23 protein-coding genes and 1 tRNA gene are annotated in these 26,136 nt (G+C 63.9%); 11 read left to right on the forward strand and 13 right to left on the reverse strand.

The genetic code is table 11. The annotated features are described in order from the left end of the window. The first annotated feature begins 16 nt into the window (after positions 1–16). Positions 17–2,743, forward strand: coding sequence for a DUF2339 domain-containing protein (locus tag A9D13_RS06545; protein WP_066771695.1), 2,727 nt, complete (start codon positions 17–19; stop codon positions 2,741–2,743). Here A9D13_RS06545 and A9D13_RS06550 read toward each other — a convergent pair. The 8 genes from A9D13_RS06550 to A9D13_RS06585 all read right to left on the reverse strand — a co-directional run bounded on the left by A9D13_RS06550 (position 2,682) and on the right by A9D13_RS06585 (position 11,177). Next, positions 2,682–3,734, reverse strand: coding sequence for a DUF475 domain-containing protein (locus A9D13_RS06550; protein ID WP_066771699.1), 1,053 nt, complete (start codon positions 3,732–3,734; stop codon positions 2,682–2,684). The genes A9D13_RS06545 and A9D13_RS06550 overlap by 62 nt on opposite strands. A 149-nt stretch (positions 3,735–3,883) precedes the next feature. Continuing rightward, on the reverse strand, positions 3,884–5,329 hold the full coding sequence (locus tag A9D13_RS06555) for an efflux transporter outer membrane subunit (RefSeq protein ID WP_066771701.1): 1,446 nt from the start codon (positions 5,327–5,329) through the stop codon (positions 3,884–3,886). Positions 5,330–5,333: 4 nt separating this feature from the next. Next, positions 5,334–6,437: an ABC transporter permease gene (locus tag A9D13_RS06560; RefSeq protein WP_066771705.1), complete on the reverse strand. Its 1,104-nt coding sequence runs from the start codon at positions 6,435–6,437 to the stop codon at positions 5,334–5,336. Continuing rightward, complete coding sequence (locus A9D13_RS06565) at positions 6,437–7,564, reverse strand: ABC transporter permease (RefSeq protein WP_066771707.1); 1,128 nt, start codon at positions 7,562–7,564, stop codon at positions 6,437–6,439. Before A9D13_RS06565 ends, A9D13_RS06560 begins: the two co-directional genes overlap by 1 nt. Then, on the reverse strand, positions 7,561–9,309 hold the full coding sequence (locus A9D13_RS06570) for an ATP-binding cassette domain-containing protein (protein ID WP_066771709.1): 1,749 nt from the start codon (positions 9,307–9,309) through the stop codon (positions 7,561–7,563). The genes A9D13_RS06565 and A9D13_RS06570 overlap by 4 nt, the downstream gene beginning before the upstream one ends. A 2-nt stretch (positions 9,310–9,311) precedes the next feature. Next, the gene (locus tag A9D13_RS06575) at positions 9,312–10,313 is read right to left on the reverse strand and encodes an HlyD family secretion protein (RefSeq protein ID WP_066771710.1); all 1,002 of its coding nucleotides are present in this window, start codon (positions 10,311–10,313) and stop codon (positions 9,312–9,314) included. Further along, entirely contained in the window at positions 10,310–10,936 is a 627-nt protein-coding gene (locus A9D13_RS06580; protein ID WP_066771711.1) for a CerR family C-terminal domain-containing protein, read from the reverse strand. The genes A9D13_RS06575 and A9D13_RS06580 overlap by 4 nt, the downstream gene beginning before the upstream one ends. Before the next feature lie 164 nt (positions 10,937–11,100). Then, positions 11,101–11,177: transfer RNA gene (locus tag A9D13_RS06585), tRNA-Pro, on the reverse strand. 223 nt (positions 11,178–11,400) lie between these two features. Here A9D13_RS06585 and yajC point away from each other — a divergent pair. The 4 genes from yajC to A9D13_RS06605 all read left to right on the forward strand — a co-directional run bounded on the left by yajC (position 11,401) and on the right by A9D13_RS06605 (position 16,673). Further along, complete coding sequence (gene yajC / locus A9D13_RS06590) at positions 11,401–11,733, forward strand: preprotein translocase subunit YajC (protein WP_066771712.1); 333 nt, start codon at positions 11,401–11,403, stop codon at positions 11,731–11,733. 14 nt (positions 11,734–11,747) lie between these two features. Next, entirely contained in the window at positions 11,748–13,340 is a 1,593-nt protein-coding gene (secD, locus tag A9D13_RS06595) for a protein translocase subunit SecD (protein ID WP_066771717.1), read from the forward strand. A gap of 14 nt (positions 13,341–13,354) precedes the next feature. Then, positions 13,355–14,341, forward strand: a complete 987-nt coding sequence (gene secF / locus A9D13_RS06600; protein WP_066771719.1) for a protein translocase subunit SecF — start codon at positions 13,355–13,357, stop codon at positions 14,339–14,341. 349 nt (positions 14,342–14,690) lie between these two features. Then, positions 14,691–16,673, forward strand: coding sequence for a glycosyltransferase (locus A9D13_RS06605; RefSeq protein WP_066771721.1), 1,983 nt, complete (start codon positions 14,691–14,693; stop codon positions 16,671–16,673). A 5-nt stretch (positions 16,674–16,678) separates the two neighbouring features. Here the strand turns inward: A9D13_RS06605 and A9D13_RS06610 are convergent, their stop codons facing one another. Beyond that, a complete protein-coding gene (locus A9D13_RS06610; RefSeq protein WP_066771723.1) occupies positions 16,679–17,251 on the reverse strand; it encodes a helix-turn-helix domain-containing protein in 573 nt (190 codons plus the stop codon). Between the two features lie 104 nt (positions 17,252–17,355). On the opposite strand from A9D13_RS06610, the gene A9D13_RS06615 reads away from it, so the two are divergent. Beyond that, positions 17,356–17,877, forward strand: coding sequence for a DUF6456 domain-containing protein (locus A9D13_RS06615; RefSeq protein WP_066771725.1), 522 nt, complete (start codon positions 17,356–17,358; stop codon positions 17,875–17,877). Positions 17,878–17,947: 70 nt separating this feature from the next. Further along, positions 17,948–19,747 carry a DUF885 domain-containing protein gene (locus A9D13_RS06620; protein WP_066771726.1) on the forward strand — a complete coding sequence of 600 codons (1,800 nt, stop codon included), beginning with the start codon at positions 17,948–17,950 and terminating at the stop codon, positions 19,745–19,747. A gap of 19 nt (positions 19,748–19,766) precedes the next feature. Here A9D13_RS06620 and A9D13_RS06625 read toward each other — a convergent pair whose 3' ends face one another. After that, positions 19,767–21,569 carry an ABC-F family ATP-binding cassette domain-containing protein gene (locus A9D13_RS06625; protein WP_066771727.1) on the reverse strand — a complete coding sequence of 601 codons (1,803 nt, stop codon included), beginning with the start codon at positions 21,567–21,569 and terminating at the stop codon, positions 19,767–19,769. A 132-nt stretch (positions 21,570–21,701) separates the two neighbouring features. Here A9D13_RS06625 and A9D13_RS06630 point away from each other — a divergent pair, with 132 nt between their 5' ends. From A9D13_RS06630 to A9D13_RS06645, 4 genes are all read left to right on the forward strand, one after another. Further along, a complete protein-coding gene (locus A9D13_RS06630) occupies positions 21,702–22,424 on the forward strand; it encodes an SIMPL domain-containing protein (protein WP_066771729.1) in 723 nt (240 codons plus the stop codon). A 111-nt stretch (positions 22,425–22,535) separates the two neighbouring features. Further along, complete coding sequence (locus A9D13_RS06635; protein WP_066771731.1) at positions 22,536–22,862, forward strand: PepSY domain-containing protein; 327 nt, start codon at positions 22,536–22,538, stop codon at positions 22,860–22,862. A 113-nt stretch (positions 22,863–22,975) separates the two neighbouring features. Then, positions 22,976–23,653 (forward strand): response regulator transcription factor, encoded by a 678-nt coding sequence (locus A9D13_RS06640; RefSeq protein ID WP_066771733.1) that lies wholly within the window; start codon positions 22,976–22,978, stop codon positions 23,651–23,653. 171 nt (positions 23,654–23,824) lie between these two features. Beyond that, positions 23,825–25,150, forward strand: a complete 1,326-nt coding sequence (locus A9D13_RS06645; RefSeq protein WP_082922186.1) for a sensor histidine kinase — start codon at positions 23,825–23,827, stop codon at positions 25,148–25,150. Here A9D13_RS06645 and A9D13_RS06650 read toward each other — a convergent pair. Genes A9D13_RS06650 through A9D13_RS06660 form a run of 3 tightly spaced genes read right to left on the reverse strand, consistent with a single transcriptional unit; the run spans position 25,147 to position 26,131 of the window. Then, complete coding sequence (locus A9D13_RS06650; RefSeq protein ID WP_066771734.1) at positions 25,147–25,563, reverse strand: SufE family protein; 417 nt, start codon at positions 25,561–25,563, stop codon at positions 25,147–25,149. The two genes, A9D13_RS06645 and A9D13_RS06650, sit on opposite strands and share 4 nt — an antisense overlap. A 44-nt stretch (positions 25,564–25,607) precedes the next feature. Then, positions 25,608–25,856 (reverse strand): hypothetical protein, encoded by a 249-nt coding sequence (locus A9D13_RS06655; RefSeq protein WP_066771735.1) that lies wholly within the window; start codon positions 25,854–25,856, stop codon positions 25,608–25,610. 11 nt (positions 25,857–25,867) lie between these two features. Next, positions 25,868–26,131 (reverse strand): hypothetical protein, encoded by a 264-nt coding sequence (locus tag A9D13_RS06660; RefSeq protein ID WP_066771736.1) that lies wholly within the window; start codon positions 26,129–26,131, stop codon positions 25,868–25,870. Positions 26,132–26,136 lie beyond the last annotated feature (5 nt).

Genomic DNA, 26,136 nt, shown 5'->3' on the forward strand with positions numbered 1-26,136 from the left:
CAGACGGGGGTGTTGCGTGGAATTCTTCCTCTTACTCGTTGGTGCGGGCCTGCTCGCAGCACTTTGGAAGCGGGTCGACGGGCTGGAAAAGGAGCTGCGGGAAACCCGTGGCGATCTTGCCGCGATCGAGGCTCGGGAGATGGCGCATGGGCGTGCGCCAGCCGCTCGCGATGCCGAGGCGGCGGAGGCGGCCTCGCGCCGACCCGCGACCGTGGCGCGCAGCGCTTCTGTGCCGACCATCCGGCCGAAGTCTGCACCGGCGAAATTTGACGAAACTCCCGCTCCCACAACCTCGACACCCTTGGTCGAGCCTTCCGCACCTGCTGCTTCTGCACCTTCGCGCTCTTTCGGGGAGCGTGTCGCCGGGCTCGATTTCAGTCTTGATTTCGAGGAACTGTTCGGCCGGCAGCTGTCCATGTGGGCGGGCGGCATCACCCTTGCTGTCGCGGGCTTCTTCCTTGCGCGCTATGCGATAGATGCGGGTATTCTCGGCCCCGAAGTGCGTGTGGTTCTGGGGCTGCTGTTCGGTTTTGCACTGCTGGGCGGGGCGGAGCTGGCATATCGCTTCAAGGAACGCGTCGCCGATCCCCGCGTGCCGCAGGCGCTTGCGGGGGCTGGCCTCGCCACGCTTTATGCCAGCATCTATCTAGCAGGATCGCTCTACGGCCTGATCGGGACCGGCACCGCCTTTGTCGGCCTCGCGCTGGTAACCGCGGCGGCATTGGGGCTGTCCTTCCGCTTTGGCCTGCCATGCGCGGTCCTGGCGCTGGTGGGCGGTTTTGCCGCCCCGGCATTGGTCGGCAGCGAAGAGGGCAATATCACCCTGCTGGCCATCTATCTTTCACTGGTTGCAGGCGGGCTTGGCCATGCGGCGCGCAGGCAGGGCCGTTTCGACGAAGGCGGCGGCTGGGCGCGTGGCGGCTGGCTTGGCCTTGCAGGCATCGTGGGCGGTCTTGGCTGGGGGCTGTTCATGCTGCTGGTCGATCCGACCAGTCGGGGTGATCTGGTCAGCGTCGGCCTTTATCTCGTCATCGTGGGCGCACTGCTGCCTGCGTTGGTGTTGCCTGAGTTGAAGGAAAGCCGCTTCCTTCGCATTGCATTGGGTGGATTTGCTGCTTTGCAGATGGCGGTGCTGCTCGAGAATTCGGGTTACGAGCCGCTGAGCTGGGGTCTTTACGCCCTTTTGGGCGGCGCGTTGGCAGGTCTGGGGTGGAAGAACCCCGGCCTGCGTGAAGCTGCAGCGATAGCAGGCGGCGTCTCGGCATGGATGATGGGTTTCTGGTTCGATCCCGATCCATGGACCTTCGGGCTGGTCGGCGCGGCCATGGCGGCAATCTTTGCCGGTGTGCCGCTTGCGCATGTCTTTCTCGGCCGGGGCAAGGGAGCCGATGTGGCCGCTCTTGCCGTCATGCCGCCTGCGCTGATTCTTGCCGCCTATTGGCATTTCGTGCCGGGTATCGACGAATTCGTGCTGCCGATCGCTCTGGCCGGGCTGGCGCTGGCCGTGCTGCCGGCGCTGGGCGCATGGCGGATCGGGGCTTCGGGTTGGCGCGCAGGCATCCTCGAAGCGTCCTGTGTTGCCACCGCCTATGCCGGGGTGACGCAGGTACTGCCTTTGGACTGGATGGCATGGGCGACGGCCATCACCGCGCTTGGACTGGTGTTCGGTCTGCCGCAGCGGAACTGGGCTGCACGCACGAGCCTTGCGATCGTGCTGGTCTGGGCGGCCTATCCCTTCGCATGGTGGCTGGGCGCATCGGGCTTCACTCTTTCCGGCTCGCCGGGGCTTGTCAGCGATTTCCCCGGGTTCAAGGACATGCTGCAATTCGTGGCCCCGGCAGCGGTCGTGGCGGCGGCGCTGGGCTGGGCGCACGGGCACATGGCCATCGTGCCAAGATGGATGATGCGCGCTGGAGCGGGAATTCTTGGCCTGTCGGTCTTCCATGTCGGGTTCAAGCTGGTCTTCGCGATACGCGAACGGTCCGACAGCATCCCTGAATGGCGCGATTTCGTTACCTACGGCCTTGCCGAACGCACGGTGTGGGAAGCTCTGCTGCTGGGCGTCGCCGTGCTGGCATGGCAAATGCGCGACCGGCTGCCTGCGCTTCGCCGGGTGGCCGCGGTATTCGCCGGCCTCAGCCTCGGGCATTTCGTAATTTATACCGGGTTGATCTTCAACCCACTCTGGGCCGATCAGGCGGTCGGGGCCACGCCGGTCGCGAACCTGCTCATCATCGCCTATGGCATTGCGATCGCGGCGCTGCTGATGGGCCGCGTGATGCTGCCAGCGGATGAAGAACAATCCCGCTGGGTCAGGGTGGCAAGCGACGGGGCGCTGATGGCGCTGATCGGATTCCTGGCGCTGTCGGAACTGCGCCAGGCATTTGCAGGCAGTGTCCTGACCAGCCCGCCGGTCGGTCAGACAGAGGATCTGCTCCGTTCGCTTCTTGGCATCGTTCTTGCCATCGGCTTCTTGCTTTGGGGCGCGAAATCGGGAACGCGCAGCTGGCGCATCGGCAGTCTCGTGCTGATGCTGGCGGCGGTGTGCAAGGTGTTTATCTATGACACGCAGGGGCTGGACCAGCTTGCCCGCATCGCGAGCTTTACAGGTCTCGGCTTTTCACTGATCGGGATCGGCTGGTTCTATTCCAAGATATTGCGGTCTGCTTCTGCCGAAGAAGTCACGCCTCCGGCAGAGCCTCCGCTTCCGCCCGTTCCCGGCGGTTCCAGCGAACCGAGCTGAGGAAGGCAAGCCCGATCAGCACCGCGCCGATCAGGCCGGTGACGACTTCGGGAATGTGGAAGCGCACGTTGAGGAACATGATCGCGGCCAGCACGATGATCGCATAGAACGCGCCGTGTTCGAGATAGCGATACTCGCTCATGGTGCCCTTATGGACGAGGTAGATCGTCATCGAACGCACGAACATCGCACCGATGCCAAGGCCGATGGCGATCACGAACAGGTTGGTCGAAAGCGCGAATGCACCGATCACCCCGTCGAAGGAGAAGCTGGCGTCCAGCACTTCGAGATAGAGGAACGAGGCAAGGCCCGAGCGGGCGGCGGCCTCGGTCGTGCCTTCGGGCGCGCCCAGCACATCGCCGATCATTTCCACGCCGATGAAGGTGACAAGGCCGAAGAGGCCCGCGGTGAGGAAGGTCAGCTGTTCTTCGCCATCCAGCAGGGTCGAGGTGCCCCGCAGGGCCAGGATCATAACGCCGATTTCGAACGCCTGCAGGCGCCCGAATTTCACCAGCGGGCGTTCAAGGATGCGGATCCAGTGCACTTCCTTGTCCGCGTCGAAGAAATATTTGAGGCCGACCATGCCGAGGAAAGCGCCGCCAAAGCCCATCAGCCCGTTATGCGCATCCTCCATGATCGAGGCGTAACGCTCCGGCTCCTCGATCGCGAGCATCAGCGCGCCCCATGGGCCAAGCGACGCGGCGATCGCGACGATGACGATCGGGAATACGATTCGCATGCCGAATACGGCGATCGCGATGCCCCATGTCAGGAAGCGGTGCTGCCATTTCGGGTCCATGTCCTTCAGCACCGTGGCGTTCACCGCGGCATTGTCGAACGAGAGCGAGGTTTCCAGAACCGCCAGCACGACGCAGATCCAAAGCGTTGAGATCATGCCCGAAAACGTGCCGGAATATTCCCAGCCCACGAATGCGCCCAGCGCAAGCGCGATGACGGTGAAGATGATCGAACCGGTGAAATGTTTGAGCAAGACAGGCCTCTGGCGGGAGGGGTAAGGGACGGGCGTCAGGGCTTCGGGCGAAGCGGATTGCCGCCTCAAATGCACGAGAGCACCTGCACGAGATCAACTGGCTGGGCAAGCAGTGGGTTCCCGCCTGCCTCTCGTTCCTTTGGCCGCGGTCAGTTTGGCGCAGGTGCTTCGGCTTCCTGCACGGGAGCGTCCGGCGTTCCGCCCAGCGCCTTGTACAGGGCGACTGCGGCCTGCGCCGCCTCGGCCTTTGCCGCAACGGCTGCGCGGGTGCGAGAGAGCAGTTCCAGCCGCGCCTGGTCGAGGGACAGGCGATTGTCCTCCCCCGCGTCGAAACGCTGCATGGAAAGGGCAAAGGCGCGTTCCTGATCGGCTGCTGCCTTTGTCGCCGCGTCGGCGCGCCCTTTCGCCTGCATAAAGCGATTGATGGCCGCTTCGCTGTCGTTCAGCGCCTCGACCACGGCCTGTTCATAGGCTGCGGCTGCGGCATCGCTGGCGGCATCGGCGGCGCGGATCTTCGCCCGGATAGAGCCGCCCGCAAAGATCGGCCATGAAAAAGCAGGCCCGATGGAAAATCGGGTTGAGGCGGGGTCGAACAGATCGCCCGCATCGCGCGCCTGCGTGCCCAAACCGCCCATCAGCGAAAAGCGGGGGAAGAGATCGGCGGTCGCGACACCCACCTGCGCGGTCGCTGCGGCAAGATGGCGTTCGGCAGCGCGCACATCGGGGCGGCGGCGCAAAAGGTCGGAGCGCAGGCCCACGAGGATGCTTTCGGGCGCGTCTGGCAACGGGGCGGACTGGCGCAGGGCAGGCGGGATATCCTCGGGCTTTCGCCCGGTCAGCGCGGCCAGCCTGTAGCTTGCCGCAGCCTCGGCAGTCGCGGCCTGCGCCGCGGCATCGCGCGCGGAGCCTGCCTCGGCGCTGGCGGTATCGGCCTGCTGGCGATTGGCCTCGCCCGCATCGTAAAGCTGCGTCGTCAGCGCAGAAAGTTCATCCGCCGTATCCGCCGCCTCCCGCGCGAGGGCGGAAGACTGCTGCGCTGCGCGCAGGTCCATGTAGCTGCGCGCGATCTCTGCCGTCAGCTGGACCAGAGCGCCCTGATATTGCGCCTCGGCTGCTCCCGCCTGCGCATTGGCGGCTTGCGCCTCGCGAGTGCGGCGGCCCCACAGGTCGATTTCCCAGCTGGCATCAAAGCCGAGGTCGAACAGGCTGTATTCCGGCGAGAATCCGGGGATTGAGGAAACCGGGAGCTGCCCGTTTTCGCTCAACCGGTTTTCTGTCGCGGCGCCGCTGGCAGACAATTGCGGCAGCCGCTGGCCCAGCACGGCATCGCGATTGGCGCGCGCCTCGGTCAATCGTGCCCGCGCTTCGGCAAGCGTCGGGCTGCCTGCCAGCGCTTGCTCGATCAGGGCGGTCAGTTCGGGATCGCCGAAATTCTGCCACCATGCCGGATCGATAGTGCCGGTCTCCGCCTGTTCGACCCAGGCGTCCTGCACCTGCGTATCGGGCGCGGCATAATCGGGGCCGACCGTGCAGCCGGACAGGATCAGGGCGAGCGTGCTGCAGGCGAGAGAAGTGCGGAAAGGGCGGGTGGACATCGGATTACTCCATGCGCGCGCGGAACAGCCAGCCCGCGGCGGATATGGTGATGGTGGCGATCAGCAGGAGCGGCCAGAGCAGGCCGAAGACATCGGCGGCAGGCATGTCCTTGAGGAACTGGCCAAGCGAGAGTTCGAGGAAATAGCGCGCCGGATTTCCATAGGTGATGAATTGCAGCCAGCCGGGCATGTTCTCGACCGGACTGGAAAAGCCAGAGAGCAGGATGACCGGGACAGTCGCGACAAAACTGCCCAGAAATGCCTGCTGCTGCGTCATCGACAGCGAGGAGACGAACAGCCCCACGCCGATCAGCGAGAGGAGATAGGCCGACAGGCCGAGGTAGAACAGCGCCAGCGAGCCGGTGAAGGGCACGCCGAACACCAGTGGTGCGACGATCAGATAGACCGTGCCGTTGAACAGCCCCACGCAGAACGGCGGGATCATCTTGCCGATCAGGATCTGCGGCACGGTCAGCGGGCTGACCATCAGCTGGTCGAATGTGCCCATCTCGCGTTCGCGCGCGACCGATTGCGCGGTCACCGAAAGCCCGGCGACCGAGACGATGATGACCAGCAGGCTGGGCATGTTGAACCAGATATATTCAAGGTTTGGATTGAACCAGTTTATCGGGGCGCTTGCCTCGCGTGAGGCAAGCGGACTGCCCGACACCACCGCCCCCGTGCTGGCCGCGATCCGCGTGAGATAGCCGCCTACGATCTGCGCCGCGTTCGATTTGCGCCCATCGAGAATGACGCCGACACTCGCCGGTTGTCCGCGCACGATGTCGCGGTCGAAATCCTGCTCGATCACAAGCGCGGCGATCACGTCCTGTGTCTCGACGGCGCGGCGCACCTCCTCCATCGAATGGAGCAGCTTTACCTCGTCGAAACTGGGGCTGGCCTCGATCTGCTGGATCAGTTCGATGCTGGCCGACCCGCCCGACCGGTCGAGCACGGCGACATCGACGTTGTTGACGTCGAGCGTGACCGCGAAGCTGAAGATCACCAGCTGGATCATCGGCGGCAGCACCAGCGTGATGCGCCCCTTGGGGTCGCGCAGCAGGGCCCAGAACTCCTTGATGATCGTGGCTTTCAGCGCGCCCCCCATCAGTCGAGGCTCCTTTTCGTGACACGGATGCACAGGGCGAAAAAGCCCGCGCCGAACAGAAGGAGGATCCCGATATTGGGAATAATCAGCGCCCAGATGTCACCCGCCAGAAACACGCTTTGCAAAGATGGCACGAAATAGCGGGCTGGGACCATATAGGTGATCGCCTGGATCCATGTCGGCATGGACGATATCTCGAACAGGAATCCCGAGAGCAGGAACGTCGGCAGAAAGCCTGTCAGCAGCGCGACCTGGCTTGCCACGAACTGGTTTTTCGTCGCGGCCGAGATGAACAGGCCTTGCCCCAGCGCAGGCATCAGATAGGCCGCCGAAATGGCGAGCAATCCCCAGATCGATCCGCGCAAAGGCACGCCGAAAACGAACACGGCAAGCAGCGTGCACAATACCATCGAGACCAGCGCCAGCAGGAAATAGGGCACGATCTTGCTGGCGAGGAATTCGGCCATGTGCATGGGGGTGGCCATCATCGCCTCCATCGTGCCGCGTTCCCATTCGCGCGCGATGATAAGAGACGTCAGCAGCGTTCCAATCATCGTCATGACGATGGCGATGGCGCCGGGCACGAGGAACATGCGGCTCTGCAGCGATGGATTATACCAGAAGCGCAGCGATAGCGAGATCGGCGGTTCGAGTGAGGTGCCCCTGTCGGCAGCCTCGTTCGCTAGCCATGTCTGAAGCACCCCTTCTGCATAGGAGCGGGTGAAGTTCGCGGTATTGGGCATGGTGCCATCGGTAATGATCTGCACGCGCGGCGGATTGCCGCGCGCATAGCCCTTGCCGAAATCCTGCGGGATCACGACGATGCCGCGGATCTCGTCGGAGATCATCATATCCCTTAGCGGCTGGACCGTCCGCGCCATGTGCACGTCGAAATAGCGGCTGTTCTGGTAAGCGCCTGCCAGGGACTGCGCGGCGGCGCTTTCATCCTCCAGCGCGATGCCGATGCTGGTGTGCGTGGAATCGAGATTGAGCGCATAGCCGAACAGGAACAAAAGCAGGATCGGCAGGAAAAACGCGATCAGCCCCGTCGCCGGATCGCGCAGGATCTGCCGCGTCTCCTTGGCGATCATGGCGAAAAGGCGCCTCTTGTCGATGGCCGCGCTCATGCCGCTTCGCTCTCTTGGCGGGATGCGTCGCTCGCCTCGATCATGGCGATGAACGTGTCTTCCATCGTCGGATCGTCGAGATCGGCCATTTGCGCGGCTTCGGCTTTCAACTCGTCAGGCGTGCCGCCCGCGATCTGTTCGGAGCGATAGATCAGCGTGATTTCGTCGCAATATTCCGCCTCTTCCATGAAATGCGTGGTGACGAGGACGGCGACACCTTTTTCGACAAGGCCGTTGATGTGCATCCAGAATTCACGCCGCGTGACCGGGTCGACGCCGCTGGTCGGCTCATCGAGGAACAGGACGGGCGGTTCGTGAAGCACGGCCGCTGCCAGCGCGAGGCGCTGTTTAAAGCCAAGGGGGAGGGTGCCGGCATCGGTCCTGAGCCGGTCGCCCAGCTCGAAAATATCGGTCACGCGTTCGACTGCAGCCCGCGCATCGGAGCCCTTCAGCCCGTAGGCGCCGGCGAAAAAGTTCAGGTTCTGCTGGACGGAGAGTTCGCCATAGAGCGAGAATTTCTGCGCCATGTAACCCAGCGCCGCGCGCGCCTCTCCGCCCGATGTGCGCAAATCATGGCCTGCCACCGCGCCCGAACCATCGGTCGGGGTGAGGAGGCCGCAGAGCATCTTGAACGTGGTCGACTTACCCGCGCCATTGGGACCAAGAAGTCCGAAGATGGACCCGTAAGGCACTGAAAAACTGACATCATGTGCAGCGGTGAAGTCGCCGAAACGCTTGGTTAGCCCTTGCGCTTCGATAGCCGGGCCCGACCCTGGCTCAATCCTGCGATAGCGTTCGGCAAGTGCGCTCGTCCCCTTGGGTCCGCCGCCCAGCCGTTCGATGAAGCCATCTTCGAAGCGCGGGGTAGCGGGGGTGACATCGAAACCGGACTCGCCCTTCAGCGCGTCCTTGTCCTGCAGCAAAAGCCGGACCGAGCGGCCCTGGATCGTGCCATCGAGGACGTCGCTGCGATCCAGCATCCGTGTCAGCACCTGCCGGCGGCGCGGCTCAAAACCGGTAAGGCGGACGACGCGGTCGTCGACGGAGCCTGTGAGCCGGGCGGGATCGCCCTCGAACAGGAGTTCGCCCTCGCTCAGCAGATAGACCGTGTCGCATTTCTCGGCTTCGTCGAGATAGGCGGTGGACCACAGCACACCCATCTGCCCGGTTTCCGATCCATCGCCCAGCAGGTCCTGCACCATGGCCCAAAGCTCGCGCCGCGAGATCGGATCGACGCCGACACCCGGTTCGTCGAGCAGCAGCAGGCGCGGCGTCTTCACCAATGCGCAGGCAAGGCCGAGCTTTTGCTTCATGCCCCCTGAAAGATTGCCCGCCAGCCGCTCGCGAAAACGGTCGAGATCGGTGAATTTCAGAAGCCGCGCAAAGGTCTCGTCATGATCCTCCCGCGGCAGGGCACGCATCTCGGCATAGAGTTGCAGGTTCTGTTCGACCGAGAGGTCTTCATACAGCCCGAAGCGCTGCGGCATGTACCCGATGTCGGCGAGATCCCTGCCCGGTTTGCCGCCAAGCACCTCGACTTCGCCGCCATCGGCTTTCATCAGCCCGGCGAGGATGCGGATAAGCGTGGTCTTGCCCGCACCATCGGGGCCGACAAGTCCGGTCACGCGGCCCGTCAGGATTTCCAGCGAAACATCCGACAGGGCAGGCTTTTCCGCGCCATCGAAATTCTTCGACAGCCCGGATACGCGGGCAACCGCGTCCCTGTGGTGGGCATCGCCCGTCACGCTCAATCCTCTGCGGGCGCGCGAGCGGCGAGGACATTGACCGTGACCGGCTGCCCCTGCCTCAGCCCATCGTCCGGGTCGGACACGATGATGCGCAGGCGATAGACCAGATCGGTGCGCAAATCCTCGGTCTCGACCTGCTTCGGCGTGAATTCCGCGCGCGGTGAGATAAAGCCGATAGTGCCCTGATATTCCTTGGGATTACCGTCTGCAGTCACCGTGACTTTCATACCGGGGGAAATACGGGACAGATCGGTCTGCGCGACATAGGCGCGGACCCGCATCGGCCTGTCGATCGCGATGGTAAATGCGGTCGCGCCCGGTGCGACCAGGCTGCCCGGTTCAACGGCGCGGGTCATGATGACGCCATCGACCGGCGCCTCCAGCCGCGTAAATGACAGGTCGGTATCAACCGAGCCACGCGCGGCCTCTGCCGCCTGTAGCTGAGCGCGGGCGGCGGCAATGTCTTCGCGCCTTGCGCCCTGCCGCGTCAGCGATGCCGCCTCTGCCGCTTCGCGATACTGTGCCTGCGCGGTTTCCAGCGCGGTCTCGGTCGCCTTCCAGTTCGCGCGGCTGATCGCGCCGGTTTCCAGCAGCGGTTGGCGGCGATCATAATCCTGCTGCGCCTTGTCCAGCGCGGCGCGGGCGGCGGAAAGCCGCGCATTGGCGCTGGCGATTTCCTGCGGGCGATTGCCTGCCTGCAGCTTGGCAAGACTGGCGCGTGCCTGCGCCAGCTCCGCATCGGCCTGCCGCAAACGGTCCTGCGCCTGCGACGCATCGATGCTGGCAAGCAGATCGCCTTTCTCGACGCGTTCGCCTTCCTCGACCGGGATTTCCTCGACCCGGCCCGACGCCTGAAAGGCCATCTCGACCTCTCTCACATCGACATTGCCATACAGGGTGAGCGGGCCGGCGGGCCGCGCGATCAGGCCAAAGCCGCTGGTGGCTATGGCGATGACGACAAGCGCGGCAATCGCGATACCGACGATGATGCGGCGTTTCATTCAGAGCTCTCCATATCGGCGGTCAGCACGAGTTCGGTGTTGGCGTGGAACTGGTCGATCAGGATGCGGGCGGTCGCGGTGTCGAGCGTTTCGACGCCCATGACCCGGCACACCGATGCACGTGTTATGCGCAAGGTCATGGCCTGCCCCCAAAGCGCGACGGCGCAGGCGCGCGCCTGCGGTTCGCTCAGGTCGCTTCGCGCGCAGCGGATCAGGCTGACGACCGTTTCGATCACGCGGTTCATCATGCCGCTGTAAAGTTCGTCGAATGCCTTGGTCGGGGCCTGCTGTTCACGCACGATGAAGCCCGACCAGCGTTCCGATTGCGGATCGAGCATGATGCGGGCGAAACCTTCGAGAAGGGCGTGGAGGGCTTTGACGGCCTGATCGCGGCTTTGCCGGGCAGGATCGCCGATGGAATCGAGAATCGGATCGAAGCGGGCCGAGATATGCTCCGCGATATGGCGGGCGCAGGCGATGTAGAGCCCTTCCTTGCCGCCGAAATGGTAAGTGATTGACGACATGGCCGTATTGGCATCCGCCGCGATGGCGCGCGTCGCCGCACCCTCAAACCCAAGGCGCGAGAAATGGCAGGTCGCCGTTTCGAGAAGCTTTTCCTTCATTGGGAGCTGGGTAATTCGTTCGACCGAACAAAGTCAAGATCGAACGGAAGCGCGCGTCGATTCGGCGCGTCGCGATCACGGGTTAAAACGCCCGCTGTTTCGAAAATTCAGGATTGTTGGGGAAGGGTGGGTTTCCGCCGCGGACAATGCCGGTTGGCGAAAGTTGGTCGGGACGAGAGGATTCGAACCTCCGACCCCCACACCCCCAGTGTGATGCGCTACCAGGCTGCGCTACGTCCCGACCGGACAGCGGCCCTATAGGCGGGCATTTTCGATGGCGCAAGCCGTTGTGACATGGAAATTGTCACGGCCGGTTCATGCGGCATGTCTTCAGGTGCCGACGCGCCGGGTTTGCCTCGCTTGTTTAATACTGCTAGGCGCGCGGCCATCCATGGCGGACGGGTGGCGAAATGCAGCCCCGATGCCCATCCCATCTCTTTCTTGAAAGCATCGGTTCGTCTGACATGACCAGCACTTTCATGTTCCTCGCCGCCGCGACCTCTTCGTCCGCGCCGCCTGCGTGGATGCAGTTCCTTCCCCTGATCGCGATGGGCGCGATCTTCTGGTTCCTGATCCTTGGCCCCCAGCGCCGCCGGATGAAGGAGCACCAGGCCAAGCTTGCCGAGCTGAAGAAGGGCGACAAGGTCGTCACCGCCGGTGGGCTGATCGGCAAGGTGATCAAGCTTTCCGACGATTACGTCGAGCTTGAACTGGCGCAGGGCGTGAAGGTGCAGGCCGTGCGCAGCACGCTTGGCGATGTGATCCCCCCGGGCGGTGCAAAGCCCGCCAACGATTGAAGGCATAGCTTTCCATGCTTGATTTTCCCACGTGGAAGCGGGTCTGGCTGTGGGGCATAACCGCCCTCGGCATCCTGCTGGCCGCGCCGTCGATCGCCATGCTGGCGGGCGCGCAATGGCCGTCTTCCCTGCCCGATCCAGAGATTAATCTGGGTCTCGACCTTGCCGGCGGTAGCCACATCCTGCTTGAGGCCGATACTGCGCAGGTGCGCGGCCTTCGCCTCGCCGCGATGGAAGAGACCGTGCGCGATTCCATGCGCGAGAAGGGGATCGCCATCGGCGATATCTCCACCGCCGACGGCAATCTGTCCTTCATGCTGGAAGATGGCAGCGACGTCGACGCCGCACGCGAAGCTCTGCTTCCGCAGCTGGAAGGCGTGGGGCTTACCGGTCAGCGCAACTGGAACCTCGAGGTGATGGACGGGCAGCGCATCGTGCTGTCGCCCACCGACGTGGGGCTGGAGCAGGCCGTCGAAAACGCGATGGACACCGCGACCGATGTCGTGCGCCGCCGTATCGATGAACTGGGCACGCGTGAGCCGACCATCATCCGGCAGGGCGACAACCGCATCGTCGTGCAGGTTCCCGGCCTTCAGGATCCAGCCGCGCTGAAGGCGCTTCTGGGCCAGACCGCCAAGCTGGAATTCAAGCTGGTCGACACGACCGCGCTGCCCGACCAGCTGGCGCAGGGCATCGCCCCTCCGGGCGACCAGATCCTGCCTTTCGCGCCCGATGCCAGCCAGCAGGGCGTGATCGCGGTCAAGCGTCTGGGCGGTATTCAGGGCGACCAGCTGACCAATGCGCAGCAGGGCTATGACCAGAACGGCGCGCCGGTGGTGAACATCACCTTCAATTCCGAAGGCGGGCGCAAATTCGCGGCGCTCACGACCGAGAACGTGAACCGTCCTTTCGCCATCATTCTTGACGGTGAAGTGCTGTCGGCCCCCAATATCAACGAGCCGATCCTTGGCGGTCAGGCGCAGATTTCGGGCGGATTCAGCGTGGATACGGCGAATAATCTCGCCATCTCGCTGCGTTCGGGCGCGCTGCCGATCGACCTCGCCGTGGTGGAGGAGCGCACTGTCGGTCCCGACCTCGGTGCCGATTCGATTGAAAAGGGCGTGCTCGCGCTTTTGATCGGCGGCGTGATCGTGCTGGTGTTCATGGTCGTCACCTATGGCCGCTTCGGCCTTTACGCCGATCTCGCGCTGCTGCTGAACGTGCTGCTCATCCTTGGCATCATGGCTCTGCTTGGCTCCACGCTCACGCTGCCCGGTATTGCCGGTTTCGTGCTGACCGTGGGTGCGGCGGTCGACGCCAACGTGCTGATCAACGAACGCATCCGCGAGGAACGCCGCCGCGGCCGCCGCGTGGTGCAGGCGGTGGAAGTCGGCTATCGCGAAGCGCGCCGCGCCATTCTCGACGCCAATATCACGAACGTCATCGCGGGCGTGCTGTTGTTCCTGTTCGGCTCCGGCCCGATCCGCGGTTTCGCCATCGTTCTCATCATCGGCATCATCACCTCGGTCTTTACCGCGGTCGTGCTGACCCGCATGTGGGTCGCCGGTTACCTGCGGGCCAAGCGCCCCAGCGAACTCAACATCTAAGGGAGGGCTGAACTATGCGACTTCTCAAGCTCGTTCCCGACGACACCAATGTCCGCTTCCTGCGCTGGCGCGTGCCGTTCTATATCATCTCGCTGCTGCTGATGGCGGCAAGCTGGGCGATGGTGGCCACCAATGGGCTCAATCTCGGCGTCGATTTCGTCGGCGGCCAGATGATCCGCGCCACCTTCACGCAGGACGCCGAAGCGCCCGTGGGTGAACTCCGCGACGAGATTGGCGGCCTTGGCTATGGTGCGCCGATCATCCAGCGCTTCGGCGAGCCGAACGAGGTGTCGATCCGCATGCGTCTGCCCGAAAGCAGCGAAGGTGCGGCTGCGGCCAAGGATCTCGCCGACCAGATGGCGCGGCAGATCACCTCCAGCATGCAGGAAAATCACCCCGGGGTGCGTATCGACGGCGTCGATTCGGTATCGGGCAAGGTGTCGAGCGAATTGTTCGAGACCGGCATGCTCGCACTGCTGGCGGCCATGGTGATGATCGCGATCTATATCTGGATCCGTTTCGAATGGCAGTTCGGCGTGGGCGCCTTGTTCGCGCTAGTGCACGACGTGTCGCTCACGCTTGGCCTGTTCGCGGTCACGGGGATGGAGTTCGACCTCAACATCGTTGCCGCGATTCTGGCCATCATCGGCTACTCGCTGAACGACACGATCGTCGTCTATGACCGCATCCGCGAGAACCTGAAGAAATATCGCAAGATGCCGATGGCTGAACTCCTCGACCTCTCGGTCAATGAAACGCTCTCGCGCACGGTCGTCACCTCGCTCACCACGCTGGTCGTGCTGGTCGCGCTGATGATCATCGGTCCGGCCATGACCTTCGGCTTCGCCACCGCGATCGCCTTCGGCATTTTCGTCGGTACCTACAGCTCGATCTACATGGCAGCGCCCATCCTGATCTGGCTCAAGGTCAAGTCCGACAGCTTCGTGCCCAAGGAAAGCGAAACGGACCGGCAGGAACGCCTCGCGCGCGGAGAGGGCTGACCCTTCTTCGACACTTCCGGCGAAATCAGCGCCGGGGCAGGGCCAGCCGCCTTGCCCCGGCGTTTTCGCGTTTAGCGCCCGCATTAAACCGATTGTGGCGGTTTTGGGGCATTTCGTCGCGCCCGTCCTTGCTCGCCTTGGCGCGTTAACCATTGTAACGCGCAGTAACAGCGCAGTTCGATCGCTCGCAGCGATTCGTGGTCGACTGCCGACTTCAAGTAATGCCGATCCCTTCACGCTGACCCCGGCGGCGCGTTTTGCCGCTTTCCCGGTCCGCGACGACGCGAATTTCGCATGAAGGGAGGGCGTTTGTTTCTCGCCGTTTGTATCAACTATGTGAGCTGATATTTTGCCGATACCCGCACGCGCCGATTTCGATCCGTGGATGCTGTTCCTGGGCCTGCTGACATTTTGTGTCGCGGTATGGTCCGCCTATCGCCGCGACACCATCGCGGGCGATCAGCAGCTGGGCGGGTGGATCAACCTGAAGGGCGATATGCGCATCGGCGGTTACCTGCCGCGCAATATCATCGAGCTTTCGATCATCACCGCGCTCGCCTTTGGCGTGACGGCGGCGGTGTTTGGCGAGGTGCGTACCTTGCTGGTGCCGCTGGGCGCGTTCCTGCTCGCCCTGTCGCTGCGTCAGACCATGGGCTGGCGCCTGACCCTGCCGGGCATGGCATGGCTTTCGGTCGAGGCGCTTGCCGTTGCCGTCAGCTGGTGGTGGCTGTGCCTTCTCATCAACGAAATCGACCTGCCTTTCTGGAACGAGGCGGCGCTGTATCTGGCCGCGACCATCGCCATGGGCATCGGCTATCTTGGCTGGATCGAGCGTATCGCCCGCGAAGCATCGCTTACGCATCAGCACTGGCGCCTGCCCAATCGCGCCCCGCAGCCGGGCGAACAGCCGCTGCGCAGCCATCGCCGCGTTGCCGCGCACGAAGAACCGTTCGAGCCGCGCGTATCGGTGCACCTGCCGTGCTATGCCGAGCCGCCGCAGGTGGTGAAGCAGACGATGGATTGCCTTGCCGCGCAGGATTACCAGAATTTCGAAGTCATCGTCATCGACAACAATACCAAGGACGAGGCGCTGTGGCGTCCGCTGGAAGCGCATGCCGAGCTGCTCAATCGCCGGCTTGGGCGCGAGGTGTTCCGCTTTTTCCACGTCGCCCCGCTGCCCGGAGCCAAGGCCGGTGCTCTGAACTGGGTGCTCGACGGCCGCATGGACCCCACGGCGGAAATCGTGTCGGTGATTGATGCCGACTACCTCGCCACGCCCGATTTCCTGTCGCGTCTCGTGCCGTTCTTCCGTGACAAGCGCGTGGGATATCTCCAGACCCCGCATGATTACCGCGAATACGAAGGCAATGCCTATCTGACCGGCTGTCACTGGGAATACATGCCCAACAACAAGGTCGATATGTGCGGCGTGTCCGAATATGGCGGCGCCTTCACCATCGGCACCATGTGCCTGCTGCGCGCCGAGGGGCTGCGCCGGGTCGGCGGCTGGGCCGAATGGTGCCTGACCGAGGATTCGGAAGTATCCGTGCGCCTGCGCGCCGCGGGCTATCGCGGCATGTATCTGGGCGAAACCTTTGGCCGCGGCCTGATCCCCGACGGGTTCGATGATTACAAGAAGCAGCGTTTCCGCTGGACCGCAGGGCCGGTGCAGCAGCTGCGCCGCCACTGGAAGCTGTTCCTGCCCGAGCCTTATGCGCGGCCCATGCCGGGCTGGACGAAGCTCTTGGAAGTGCTGCGCTGCTCCGCGCCACTGCATACCCTGTCGGGGTTGGTGCTGGGCCTGATCGGCGTCACCGCCATCGCGGTTGCCGTGCTGCTGGGCGCGATGGATCCGATCCAGCTTGCCCCCATCACCTGGCCGATGATCGGGCTGGGCCTCGCCACGGGCCTTGTCCGCAACTGGCACCGCTATCGCCTGACGGGATGCCACCGCATCCCCGACATGATCCGTGGTGAGATCGCGCGCGCATCGCTTACCTATATCGTGCTGATTTCAGGCGTGGCAGGCCTGTCGAACAAGCCGCATGCGTGGCGCCGCACCCCCAAGTTCGGCGAAAGCGGCGGGTTCGTCTCGGCGCTGTCGTGCACGATCCCGGAAATGGTGCTGGGTGCGATCACCTTCGCCATTGCCGCTTTCATGCTCTGGTCCACGCCGGTGCTGGGCACGGGCTTTGCCCTGCTGGTCGGCAGCGTCTACGGCTTCCTGTCGCTGCGCTTTTTCGCCGCGCCCTATATGGCGCTGCTCGCACTGGCCAAGCCGGTGCCGCAGGGTGAAGCGCCAGCGGAAGAGGGCAAGCTGATCGAGGGCTGACCGGCCTAGAGCGCCCTGATCAGCAGCACCGCCTGCGCCAGCCAGGCCGGCTCCTTCACCACGATCTGGCGGTGACCAGCCCCTGGCGGCAGCAGCGCCACCATGTCATCGCTGAAATCAATCAACCGGCCAAAGGCAAAGCGCCCGCCGGGGCGCGGCACCAGCACGTCGCGATTAATGGCGCGGGCGCGATCGTGCGGCGCGATGTGCCGCATCCACAGCCGGTCGCCCACCCGGTACTCGCCCGCCATCGCGTCGATTTCCATCACCGAGAGCGGTCCGTTGCCCAGCATGGCGATGGGTTCGGGCGCCTCTCGCGGGGCGGTCAGCGGTTCCGCGCCAGCTTCGGTCAGTTTTGCCACGACCATCACCGCTTCGTCGCGTTCGCTTTCCAGCAGCGCCTCTGGCGCGACCTGCAGCGCATCGGCGATGCGGTTCAGCCAGTCGATGGAAAGCGTGCGCATGCCCGTTTCCAGCCTGCCGATGGTCTGCGGCGTGGTGGGCGGCGTGCAGGCGGTGGCAAGCCCGGCCAGCGTCAGGCCCTTTTCCTTGCGGATGGTGCGGATGCGATTGATCATGCGGTTATCCCGACGCGTTAAAATTAACCGGTCAGGTTTTATTTTCCTACACACCGCTCTCCCGCGCAAGCCCACCGTGGCAATTATCAAGAGGGAGCGCCGCGATGAGCAAGAATGCCGCAAGTCTGCACGAAGGGGCTGGCGAATATGTCACCCGCGAACTGACCAGCGAGGGGCCGCGCCGCATTTCGAAAAGCTACAAGGGCGGCGCGTCAAGGCGTGGGCGTAGCGTCACCGTCAATCTCAAGGAATCGCCGCTGGGCTGGCTTTATGCGCATGGCCACCTGACCGAACGGCAATACGAGGCGGGCGAGCGCCTGCGCGCCGATTGGGAGCGGGCGCAGATGGCCCCGTCGATCACCATGCGCTGGGACCCGGTGCGCATTAGCGGCAGCAACTCCGACCGCGGGCTGGAGCCGGGCGAGCGACAGATCGCCGCCAAGGCGCGGTTCGACAAGGCAACCGCAATGGCGGGACCGGGGCTGTCCGACATTCTCTGGCGCGTCGTCTGCTCTGGCGAAGCGGTGGGCGCAGCGGAAAAGACGATGGGCTGGCCAGCGCGCAGCGGCAAGCTTGTGCTGGGCCTCGCGCTCGACCGGGTGGCGCAGTTCTATCGTATCGGCTGAGTCTTGATCGGGCGATGGCGGCGTGGCAATTCCCGTTTCCACGGAAACCAGATTCTTCAGGGTCGCTATCATGCATCGCAGACAATTCCTTGCCGGCACCGGCACGGCCGCCATCGCCTTTTCCTTTGCCGGAACGGCTCTTGCCGAAACCACTGCTTCGACGCGGCTTGCTTCTGCCATGGATGCGATTTTCATGCGCGACATGCAGATGAGCCCGATGGCGATGACCGATCTCGGCATCGATACGGGGCAGGGGGCATGGGCACGCCATCGGCTCGATGGGTTCGGTCGCGCCGCGGTCGATGCCCATATCTCCCATGCCGAGACCATGCTGGCCGATGTGCGCGCGATCCCTGCCGATGGACTTTCCGTACAGGAGCATATCCGGCAACAGGTGGTGGAACACATGCTCGAGCAGCGGCTTAATGGCCGCGAATTCGGCATGCAGGGGGCGGGCTCTCCGTATGTGATGAGCCACATGGGCGCGATCTACAGCTATGTCCCCAGCTTCCTCGACACCAAGCATCCGGTGCAGACGGTCGAGGACGCGGAAGCCTATCTCGACCGCCTGACCGCGCTGGGCGAGGCAGTGGATCAGGAAAGCGCGCTACAGCGCGAACAGGCGGCAAAGGGCTATGCGGCGCCGGCATGGTCACTTGAAATCGCGAAGCGCGGTATCGATGCGATCGCCGGTGCCGATGCAGCGCAGACGCGGCTGGTCGGTTCGCTTGTCCAGCGGGCCGAAGCAAACGGGCTTTCCGGTGACTGGACGGCGCGCGCCACCACGATCGTACAGAACATCGTGCAACCTGCCTTTGCCCGCCAGTCGGCCATGCTTGCCGACATCATCCCCGCCGCCGCCGCGGGCGATGGCATCTGGCGCGTGCCCCAAGGCGATGAGATCTATCGCCGCGGCCTTGCCCATTACACCACCACCAGCATGACGGCGGATGAAATACACAAGGTCGGCCTCGATCAGGTCGCGGAATTGACCGCCGAACTCGATATGCTGTTGGCGAAAGAGGGGCTTACGTCCGGTTCGGTGGGAGAGCGGCTGACCGCGCTGAACGAAAGACCCGACCAGATCTATCCCGATACGCCCGAAGGTCACGCGGCGCTGATCGGTTCGCTGAACGAAGGCACGAAGGCGATGTGGGCCAAACTGCCGCAGGCTTTTGCCCGGGTGCCGACCCAGCCGATGGAGATTTACGCCGTCCCCGCAGAAATCGAGGACAGCGCCGCGATGGGCTATTACGAAAGCGCGTCGCTCGATGGCTCTCGCCCCGCGCGCTATTACATCAACCTCAAGAACCCGGCGGACTGGCCGAAATACACGCTGCCAGCACTGACCTATCATGAAGGCGTGCCCGGTCATCACTTGCAGGGCAGCCTGGTGCAGGAGGCGGGCAATACGCCGCTGCTGCTCAAGAACTACTGGATGTCATCCTATGGTGAAGGCTGGGCGCTCTATGCCGAGCAGGTCGCCGACGAACTGGGCGGATATGAGGGTGTCGAAAAGCTCGGCGCGCTGCAGAGCTGGCTGTTCCGGGCGGCGCGGCTCGTGGTCGATACCGGCCTCCATTCCAAGCAGTGGAGCGTGGACAAGGCGACGCAATATTTCATCGATGCCGTGGGATATACTCCGGGCGCTTCACGCGCAGAGATCCAGCGTTACTGCATCTGGCCGGGGCAGGCCTGCAGCTACAAGATCGGGCAGAACAAGTGGCGCGAATTGCGCAGCCGCGCCGAAACGAAGCTGGGCAGTGCCTTCGACCTGCGCCAGTTCCACACCATCCTCGACGAAGGTACGATGCCGCTAAGCCTATTGGAACAGCGCATCGACGTGTGGATCGAAAGCCAGATGGCCTGACCTGCGAAGGAGGGGCGGCTCAGCTATCGAGCCGCTCCACTTCCTCGGCCAGTTCCAGCCAGCGTTCCTCGGCCGCGTCCTTTTCGCCGCGCAGTTTTTCGAGTTTCGCGGTCAGCTTCGCGAACTTGTCGGGATTGGCGGTGTAGAGGTCGGGATCGGCCAAGGCTTCCTCGTTCGCCGCGATCTCGCCTTCCAGCTCTTCGATCCTGCCCGGAAGCAGGTCGTAATCGCGCTGGTCCTTGTAGCTGAGCTTGGTCTTCTTTTGTGGCGGGGGCGGCGGTGTGGGCGCGCTCTTCTTCGCAGCCGACCGGTTCTGGCCGACCTCCTTCCTCTTGCGCTCCCAGTCGGCGTAGCCGCCAGCAATGATGTCGACCGTGCCGCTGCCATCGAGGCCCAGGGTCACGGTGACGGTTCGGTCGAGGAAGTCGCGATCATGGCTGACGATCAGCACGGTGCCGTCATAATCCGCGATGACTTCCTGCAACAGGTCCAGCGTTTCGAGATCGAGATCGTTGGTCGGCTCGTCCAGCACCAGCAGGTTGGAGGTGCGCGAAAATTCCCGTGCCAGCAGCAGGCGCGAACGTTCGCCGCCGGACAAAGTGCCGACCTTGGCCTCGACAAGGCTTGGATCGAAGAGGAACTCTTTCAGATAGCCCTGAATGTGCTTTCTGACCCCGCGCACATCGATCCAGTCGCCGCCCTCGGCCAGCACGTCGCGCACGGTCTTTTCATCCGAGAGCAGGCTGCGCTGCTGGTCGATCATCACGCCCGACAGCGTATTGGCGAGCTTGACCTCGCCAGTGTCGGGCTCAAGCTCGCCCGTCAGCATTTTCAGGAGCGTGGTCTTGCCGGCGCCATTGCCGCCGACGATGCCGATGCGGTCGCCGCGCTGGATACGGAGGGAGAAATCCTTGATGACCGTGCGGTCACCGAATGACTTGGAAATATGCTCGGCGGTGATGACGCTCTTGGTCTTGTTGTCATCGCTGGCGAGCTTCATCTTCGCCGCGCCCTGCGGGTTGATCATCGCCGCCCGCGTCGCGCGCATTTCCCAGAGCTTTTCGAGCCGCCCCTGATTGCGCTTGCGCCGCGCGGTCACGCCGCGCTGCAGCCAATGCGCTTCCAGCTTCAGCTTCGCATCCAGCTTTTCGGCCGCCCGCGCTTCCTCGGCATAGATCTGGTCTTCCCATGCCTCATAGCCGCCAAAGCCCACTTCCTTGCGCCGCAGCGATCCGCGGTCGAGCCACAGGGTCGCGCGGGTCAGGCGGGTGAGGAAGGTTCGGTCATGGCTGATGGTGACGAACGCGCCGGTGTAGCGGTTGAGCCAATCCTCCAGCCAGTCGATGGCGGTGAGGTCGAGATGGTTGGTCGGCTCGTCAAGCAGCAGCACGTCGGGTTCGCTCGCCAATGCGCGGGCGATGGCGGCGCGGCGCTTTTCGCCGCCGCTGGCCGCTGCCGGATCGCGGGTCATGTCGATGCCGATCTGGCTGGCGATCGCCTCCACCTCGAACTGCTGGGGCGCATCTTCACCGCCCAGCGCATATTCCATCAGCGTCTTGCAGCCCGAAAAATCGGGCTCCTGCTCCAGCGTGACGACGCGGGTGCCGGGCACGATGACGCGCTTGCCCTTGTCCATCTCGATCTCGCCCGAGATCAGCTTCATCAGCGTGGTCTTGCCCGCGCCATTGCGGCCGATCAGCGCCAGCCGGTCGCGCGGGGCGATATGCAGGTCGAGATCGCGGAAAAGCCAGCCATTGTTCGCCTGCAGGCCGCCCTGCTGCAAACCGATGTTTTCGAGAGAGAGTACGGGAGGTTGAGCCATATAGACGCGCGCCTAGCCCGCCCGTTGGCGGCCCGCAAGCGGGAAGGGGCGAGACGCGTGCGCAAGCACCGGTTCATGGAACGCTTTGCATGGATAAGCCATTGATCGGGGAAAGAGAGAGGAAATCCGACCATGCAATCCATCGCCCGCACAATCGCTTTCGCCACCGTGGCTAGCGTTACCGCCGCCGCCCCCGCCATGGCAGCCGAAGTCGAGATCACCGCGGCCGGCCCCGTCGTGGAACTGCAGGTGTCGGAACAGGTCATGGGCGATCCCGACAAGGCGATGGTGAGCGCAGGCGTCACCACCCGCGCCGCAACCGCCACGGCAGCGATGCAGCAGGCGGCGGCGCAAATGGACCGCGTGTTAAAGCGGCTGGACGCGCTGGGTGTGCCAAGGGAGCGGGTGCAGACCAGCGGCATAACCTTGAACCCGCAGTATAATTATCAGAACAACCAGCCGCCGAAATTCATCGGTTACGATGCCAGCAACACCGTGTCGATCGAACTGCGCGATACCGCCAATGTCGGTGAAGTGCTCGATGCGCTCGTCGCGGCTGGTGCGACCAATATCAACGGCCCGAACTGGGGGCTGGTCGATGACAGCGAACCGCGGGCAAAGGCGCGCGAAGCCGCCTTTGCCAAGGCGTTCGTGCAGGCCCGCGAATATGCGCGCATGGCCGGATATTCGGATGTGAAACTGCTTTCAGTCGCCGAATCGATGGGGTTTTCCGCGCCGGTCGTTCGCACTGTCGCCGCCCAGGCTGCCGCTCCGCCGCCGCCGCCTTCACCGACGCGTCCGGGGCAGGTTTCGACGCAGGTCACGCTATCGACGAGCTTCGAACTTGTGAAATGAAACCCGTATGTTGCCCGCTATGTTGCACCTCGGTAACGCCCGTTGCTTTCCGATTGCCAAATGCAACATTCACGCCTTGTTCAATGCGATTGGCTTAGGCACGGTCTCATCATGAGCCTTTTTCTCTCCTTGCGAAAAGCCGTTGCCGCGATTGCGCTGGCAGGTCTTGCCGTGCCTGCGGTTACCGTTCCTGCCCATGCCGATCAGGCCAAGGGCGGTCAGGGCGAGGCGCGGCGCGAATTGCGCGCGGGCAATGTGTTGCCCTTGCGCCAGATCGAGAAGAGCGTGATCCCCCGCATGCGCGGTGCCCGCTACCTCGGCCCGGAATTCGACAGCGGGGCGATGATCTATCGGCTGAAATTCATGGAGGACGGCGGCCGCGTCGTATTTGTCGAGGTCGACGCCCGTTCGGGCCGGGTCATTCGCACGCGCCGATAATTGGGGGGACACTTGACCGGCCACGCCTTGACCCGAGGTAGCGCCAACCCCATCTTTTGCGCCGTAACATGGGGCCGCATTCCATTCCGCGGCCCGCCATATTCGGAGAGTGCATGCGGATCCTGATCGTCGAGGATGAGCCAACGCTGGGTGGCCAGCTCAAGTCCACGCTGGAGGCGAACGGCTATGCCGTCGACCTGTCCACCGATGGCGAGGATGGCCATTTCCTCGGTTCGACCGAGGATTACGATGCCGTCGTGCTCGACCTTGGCCTGCCTGAGATTGACGGTCTCACCGTTCTGGGCATGTGGCGCAAGGAGGGGCGCAATTTCCCCGTCCTCGTGCTGACGGCGCGTGATAGCTGGTCGGACAAGGTTGCCGGCCTTGACGCAGGCGCCGACGATTACCTCGCAAAACCGTTCCAGACCGAAGAGCTGATCGCCCGCCTGCGCGCGCTGATCCGCCGTTCGACCGGCAATGCGTCGAGCGAGCTGACCGCTGGCCCGGTGCGGCTGGACACACGCTCTGGCCGCGTCACGCTGCAGGGTGAGCCGGTGAAGCTGACGGCGCAGGAATACAAGCTCCTGTCGTATCTGATGCATCACAAGGGCAAGGTCGTCAGCCGGACCGAGTTGATCGAGCATATCTACGATCAGGATTTCGACCGCGATTCCAACACGATCGAGGTGTTCGTCACCCGCATCCGCAAGAAGCTGGGTGCCGATGTCATCACCACTATTCGCGGCCTTGGCTACAGCCTCGACGATCCGACGGACGCGCCGCGCAGCTAAGGTATGGCGGAAGGGTCCTCGCACCTCGAGCCGGGTGAGAGTGAACCCGCCAAGGCTGGCCAGTCCGAGCAAACGGTCGGGGGCGTGCAGCCGGGCGAATCTGCGCCAAAGGGGCCGATCCGGCCGAAGATAAACCTTGGCGCGGGCCATACAGGTTCGCTCGCCCGGCGCATGATGCTGATCGCTGTGGGGTGGATCGCGGTGCTGCTGCTGGGCGGGGGCATTGCGCTCAACCAGACGCTCACCGGTCTCGTCACCCGCAATTTCGACGAACAGCTCGACTACATGCTCACCGCCATGGTCGCCTCGGTCGAGGTGGGGCAGGATGGCGACGTGTATTTCTCAAGGCCATTGGGCGACCAGCGTTTCCTTGAACCCAATAGCGGTCTTTATTGGCAGATCACCGGCAAGGGGCATGAGGATTTTCCCTCGCGCTCTTTGTGGGATCGCACGCTGACCGTGCGCGAATCCGATCACATGGAGCCGCAGGTCTATGACAGCGGGCAGTTTTCGGGAGAGCCGCTGCGCGTTATCCAGCGCCCCATCTTCCTGCCGGGCAGCGATACGCAATGGTGGTTCGTCGTCGCCGCCAGCCGCGAAGAGCTGGATGTGCAGCTGTCGCGCATCCGGCGCATCCTCTTGTTCTCCTTTCTGGCTCTGGGCGTCGGGCTGATCGCCATGGCGCTGGCGCAGACATGGCTGGGCCTGTCGCCACTTCGCGGCATTCGCCGCGCGATCCAGCGTATCCGCATGACCGGCGAAACCCGTGTGACGGAACCGCTGCCGCTGGAGGTCCAGCCGATGGTGGAGGAGCTCAACATGCTGCTCGCGCACTCCGAAAAACAGGCCGAGGAAGCGCGCGCGCACGCAGGCAATCTGGCACATGCATTGAAAACGCCGCTCACCGTCCTCAACAATGCCGCGCATGACAAGGCGCCGGGCCTGCCCGAAATGGTGGAGCGCGAGGTCGCGGCGATGCGGCGGCAGGTCGATCACCACCTTGCCCGCGCGCGCGCCCTGGGTCGCCGCGCGGCGGGCCTGTCGCGCGCCGACATGCGCGAAAGCGCCGATGCGGTGGAACGGGCGGTTTCGCGCCTTTACGCCCATGTCCGTTTCGACCTGTCCGGCCCTTCGGCTGGATCGCCGCGCGCGATTGTCGCCATCGAGCGTCAGGATCTCGACGAGATCCTTGGCAATCTGATCGAGAACGCGGCGAAATATGGCGGCGGGAGTGTTTTCGTGACGCTGGACGCGATGCCGGGTTCGCAGCTGTGCGAAATCTGGGTGGAGGATGACGGCGCAGGCATCCCGGCCAAGGATCGCGAACAGCTTTTCGCTCGCGGCGCGCGGCTCGATACCAACAAGCCGGGCACGGGCCTTGGCCTCGCCATCGTGCGCGACGTGGTGGAGATCTATGGCGGCAAGGTCGAACTGGACGAAAGCGAAGACCTTGGCGGCCTGCTCGTCAAGCTTTCCCTACCGCGGGCGGCAGCCTAGCCCTCAGCTGCGATGCGGCCTGCGGTTTCGCGGATCAGCGCGATCATGTTGGGCACCCCCTGCGTCCGGTTGGACGACAGCTGGTTCCTGAGGTCGAAGGGTTCGAGCAGCGCCGCAATGTCGGTCTCTGCCACCTGTGCGGCTGGCTTGTCCTGCACCGCGGCAATGACCAGCGCGACGATCCCCTTGGTGATGGCGGCATTGCTGTCGGCAAGGAAATGCAGCTTGTCGGTTTCTTCCACCCGCGTCGGATAGACCCAGACGGCGGCGGAGCATCCCTTTACCTGCGTCGCCTCGGTCTTCAATGCGGCGGGCATGGGTTCCAGCTCTCGGCCCAGCTCTATCAGCAGGCGATAGCGTTCGTCCCCTTCAAGGAACTCATATTCTTCGGCGATGTCGTCAAGGCTGCGCATGGTGCAGCGCGCTAGCGGGGCATGGGGCCGCTAGCAAGGGGGGATCAGAGATCGACCCCGCTGGCGATGGCCTCAAGGCGGCGGATGCGTTCTTTCAGATCCGCGATCTCGATGCGGGCAGCGGCGGGTGCCACGCCCTTGTCTTCGGGTTCGAGGGCGGGGCGGGCAGTGCCCTGTTCCAGCTCACGCGTTTTCAGCGCCAGCCAGCCCTGCCAGCCGTAAAGCAGGGCCCCTGTCACGACCAAAAGCGCAATAAACGAAAACAGGGGCAGGGCAGCGATTTCGAAGCTCATCTCTCAGCTCCTCACTTGTCGCGCAGCAGCTCGATCTCGTCGGCGAGACCCAGCTTCTGCCGTTCGTCATAGGCGATGCGTTCCAGCACCTTCACCCGGTCCTTCAGCTCGGCAACCTCGGCGCGCAGGCGTTCTTCCTCGGCGGTGTCGCGGCGGGCAACGGGTCTGCCTTCGTCATCGGTGGCGAAACCCACGCTGGCATTATGGCGCGAGCGCATGAACTGCGTGACCGAAACGATCAGCACGATCAGGACTATGGCGCTCCACAAACTCATTTCGA

It is taken from the genome of Croceicoccus mobilis (genome assembly GCF_001661965.1).
Lineage (GTDB): Bacteria > Pseudomonadota > Alphaproteobacteria > Sphingomonadales > Sphingomonadaceae > Croceicoccus > Croceicoccus mobilis.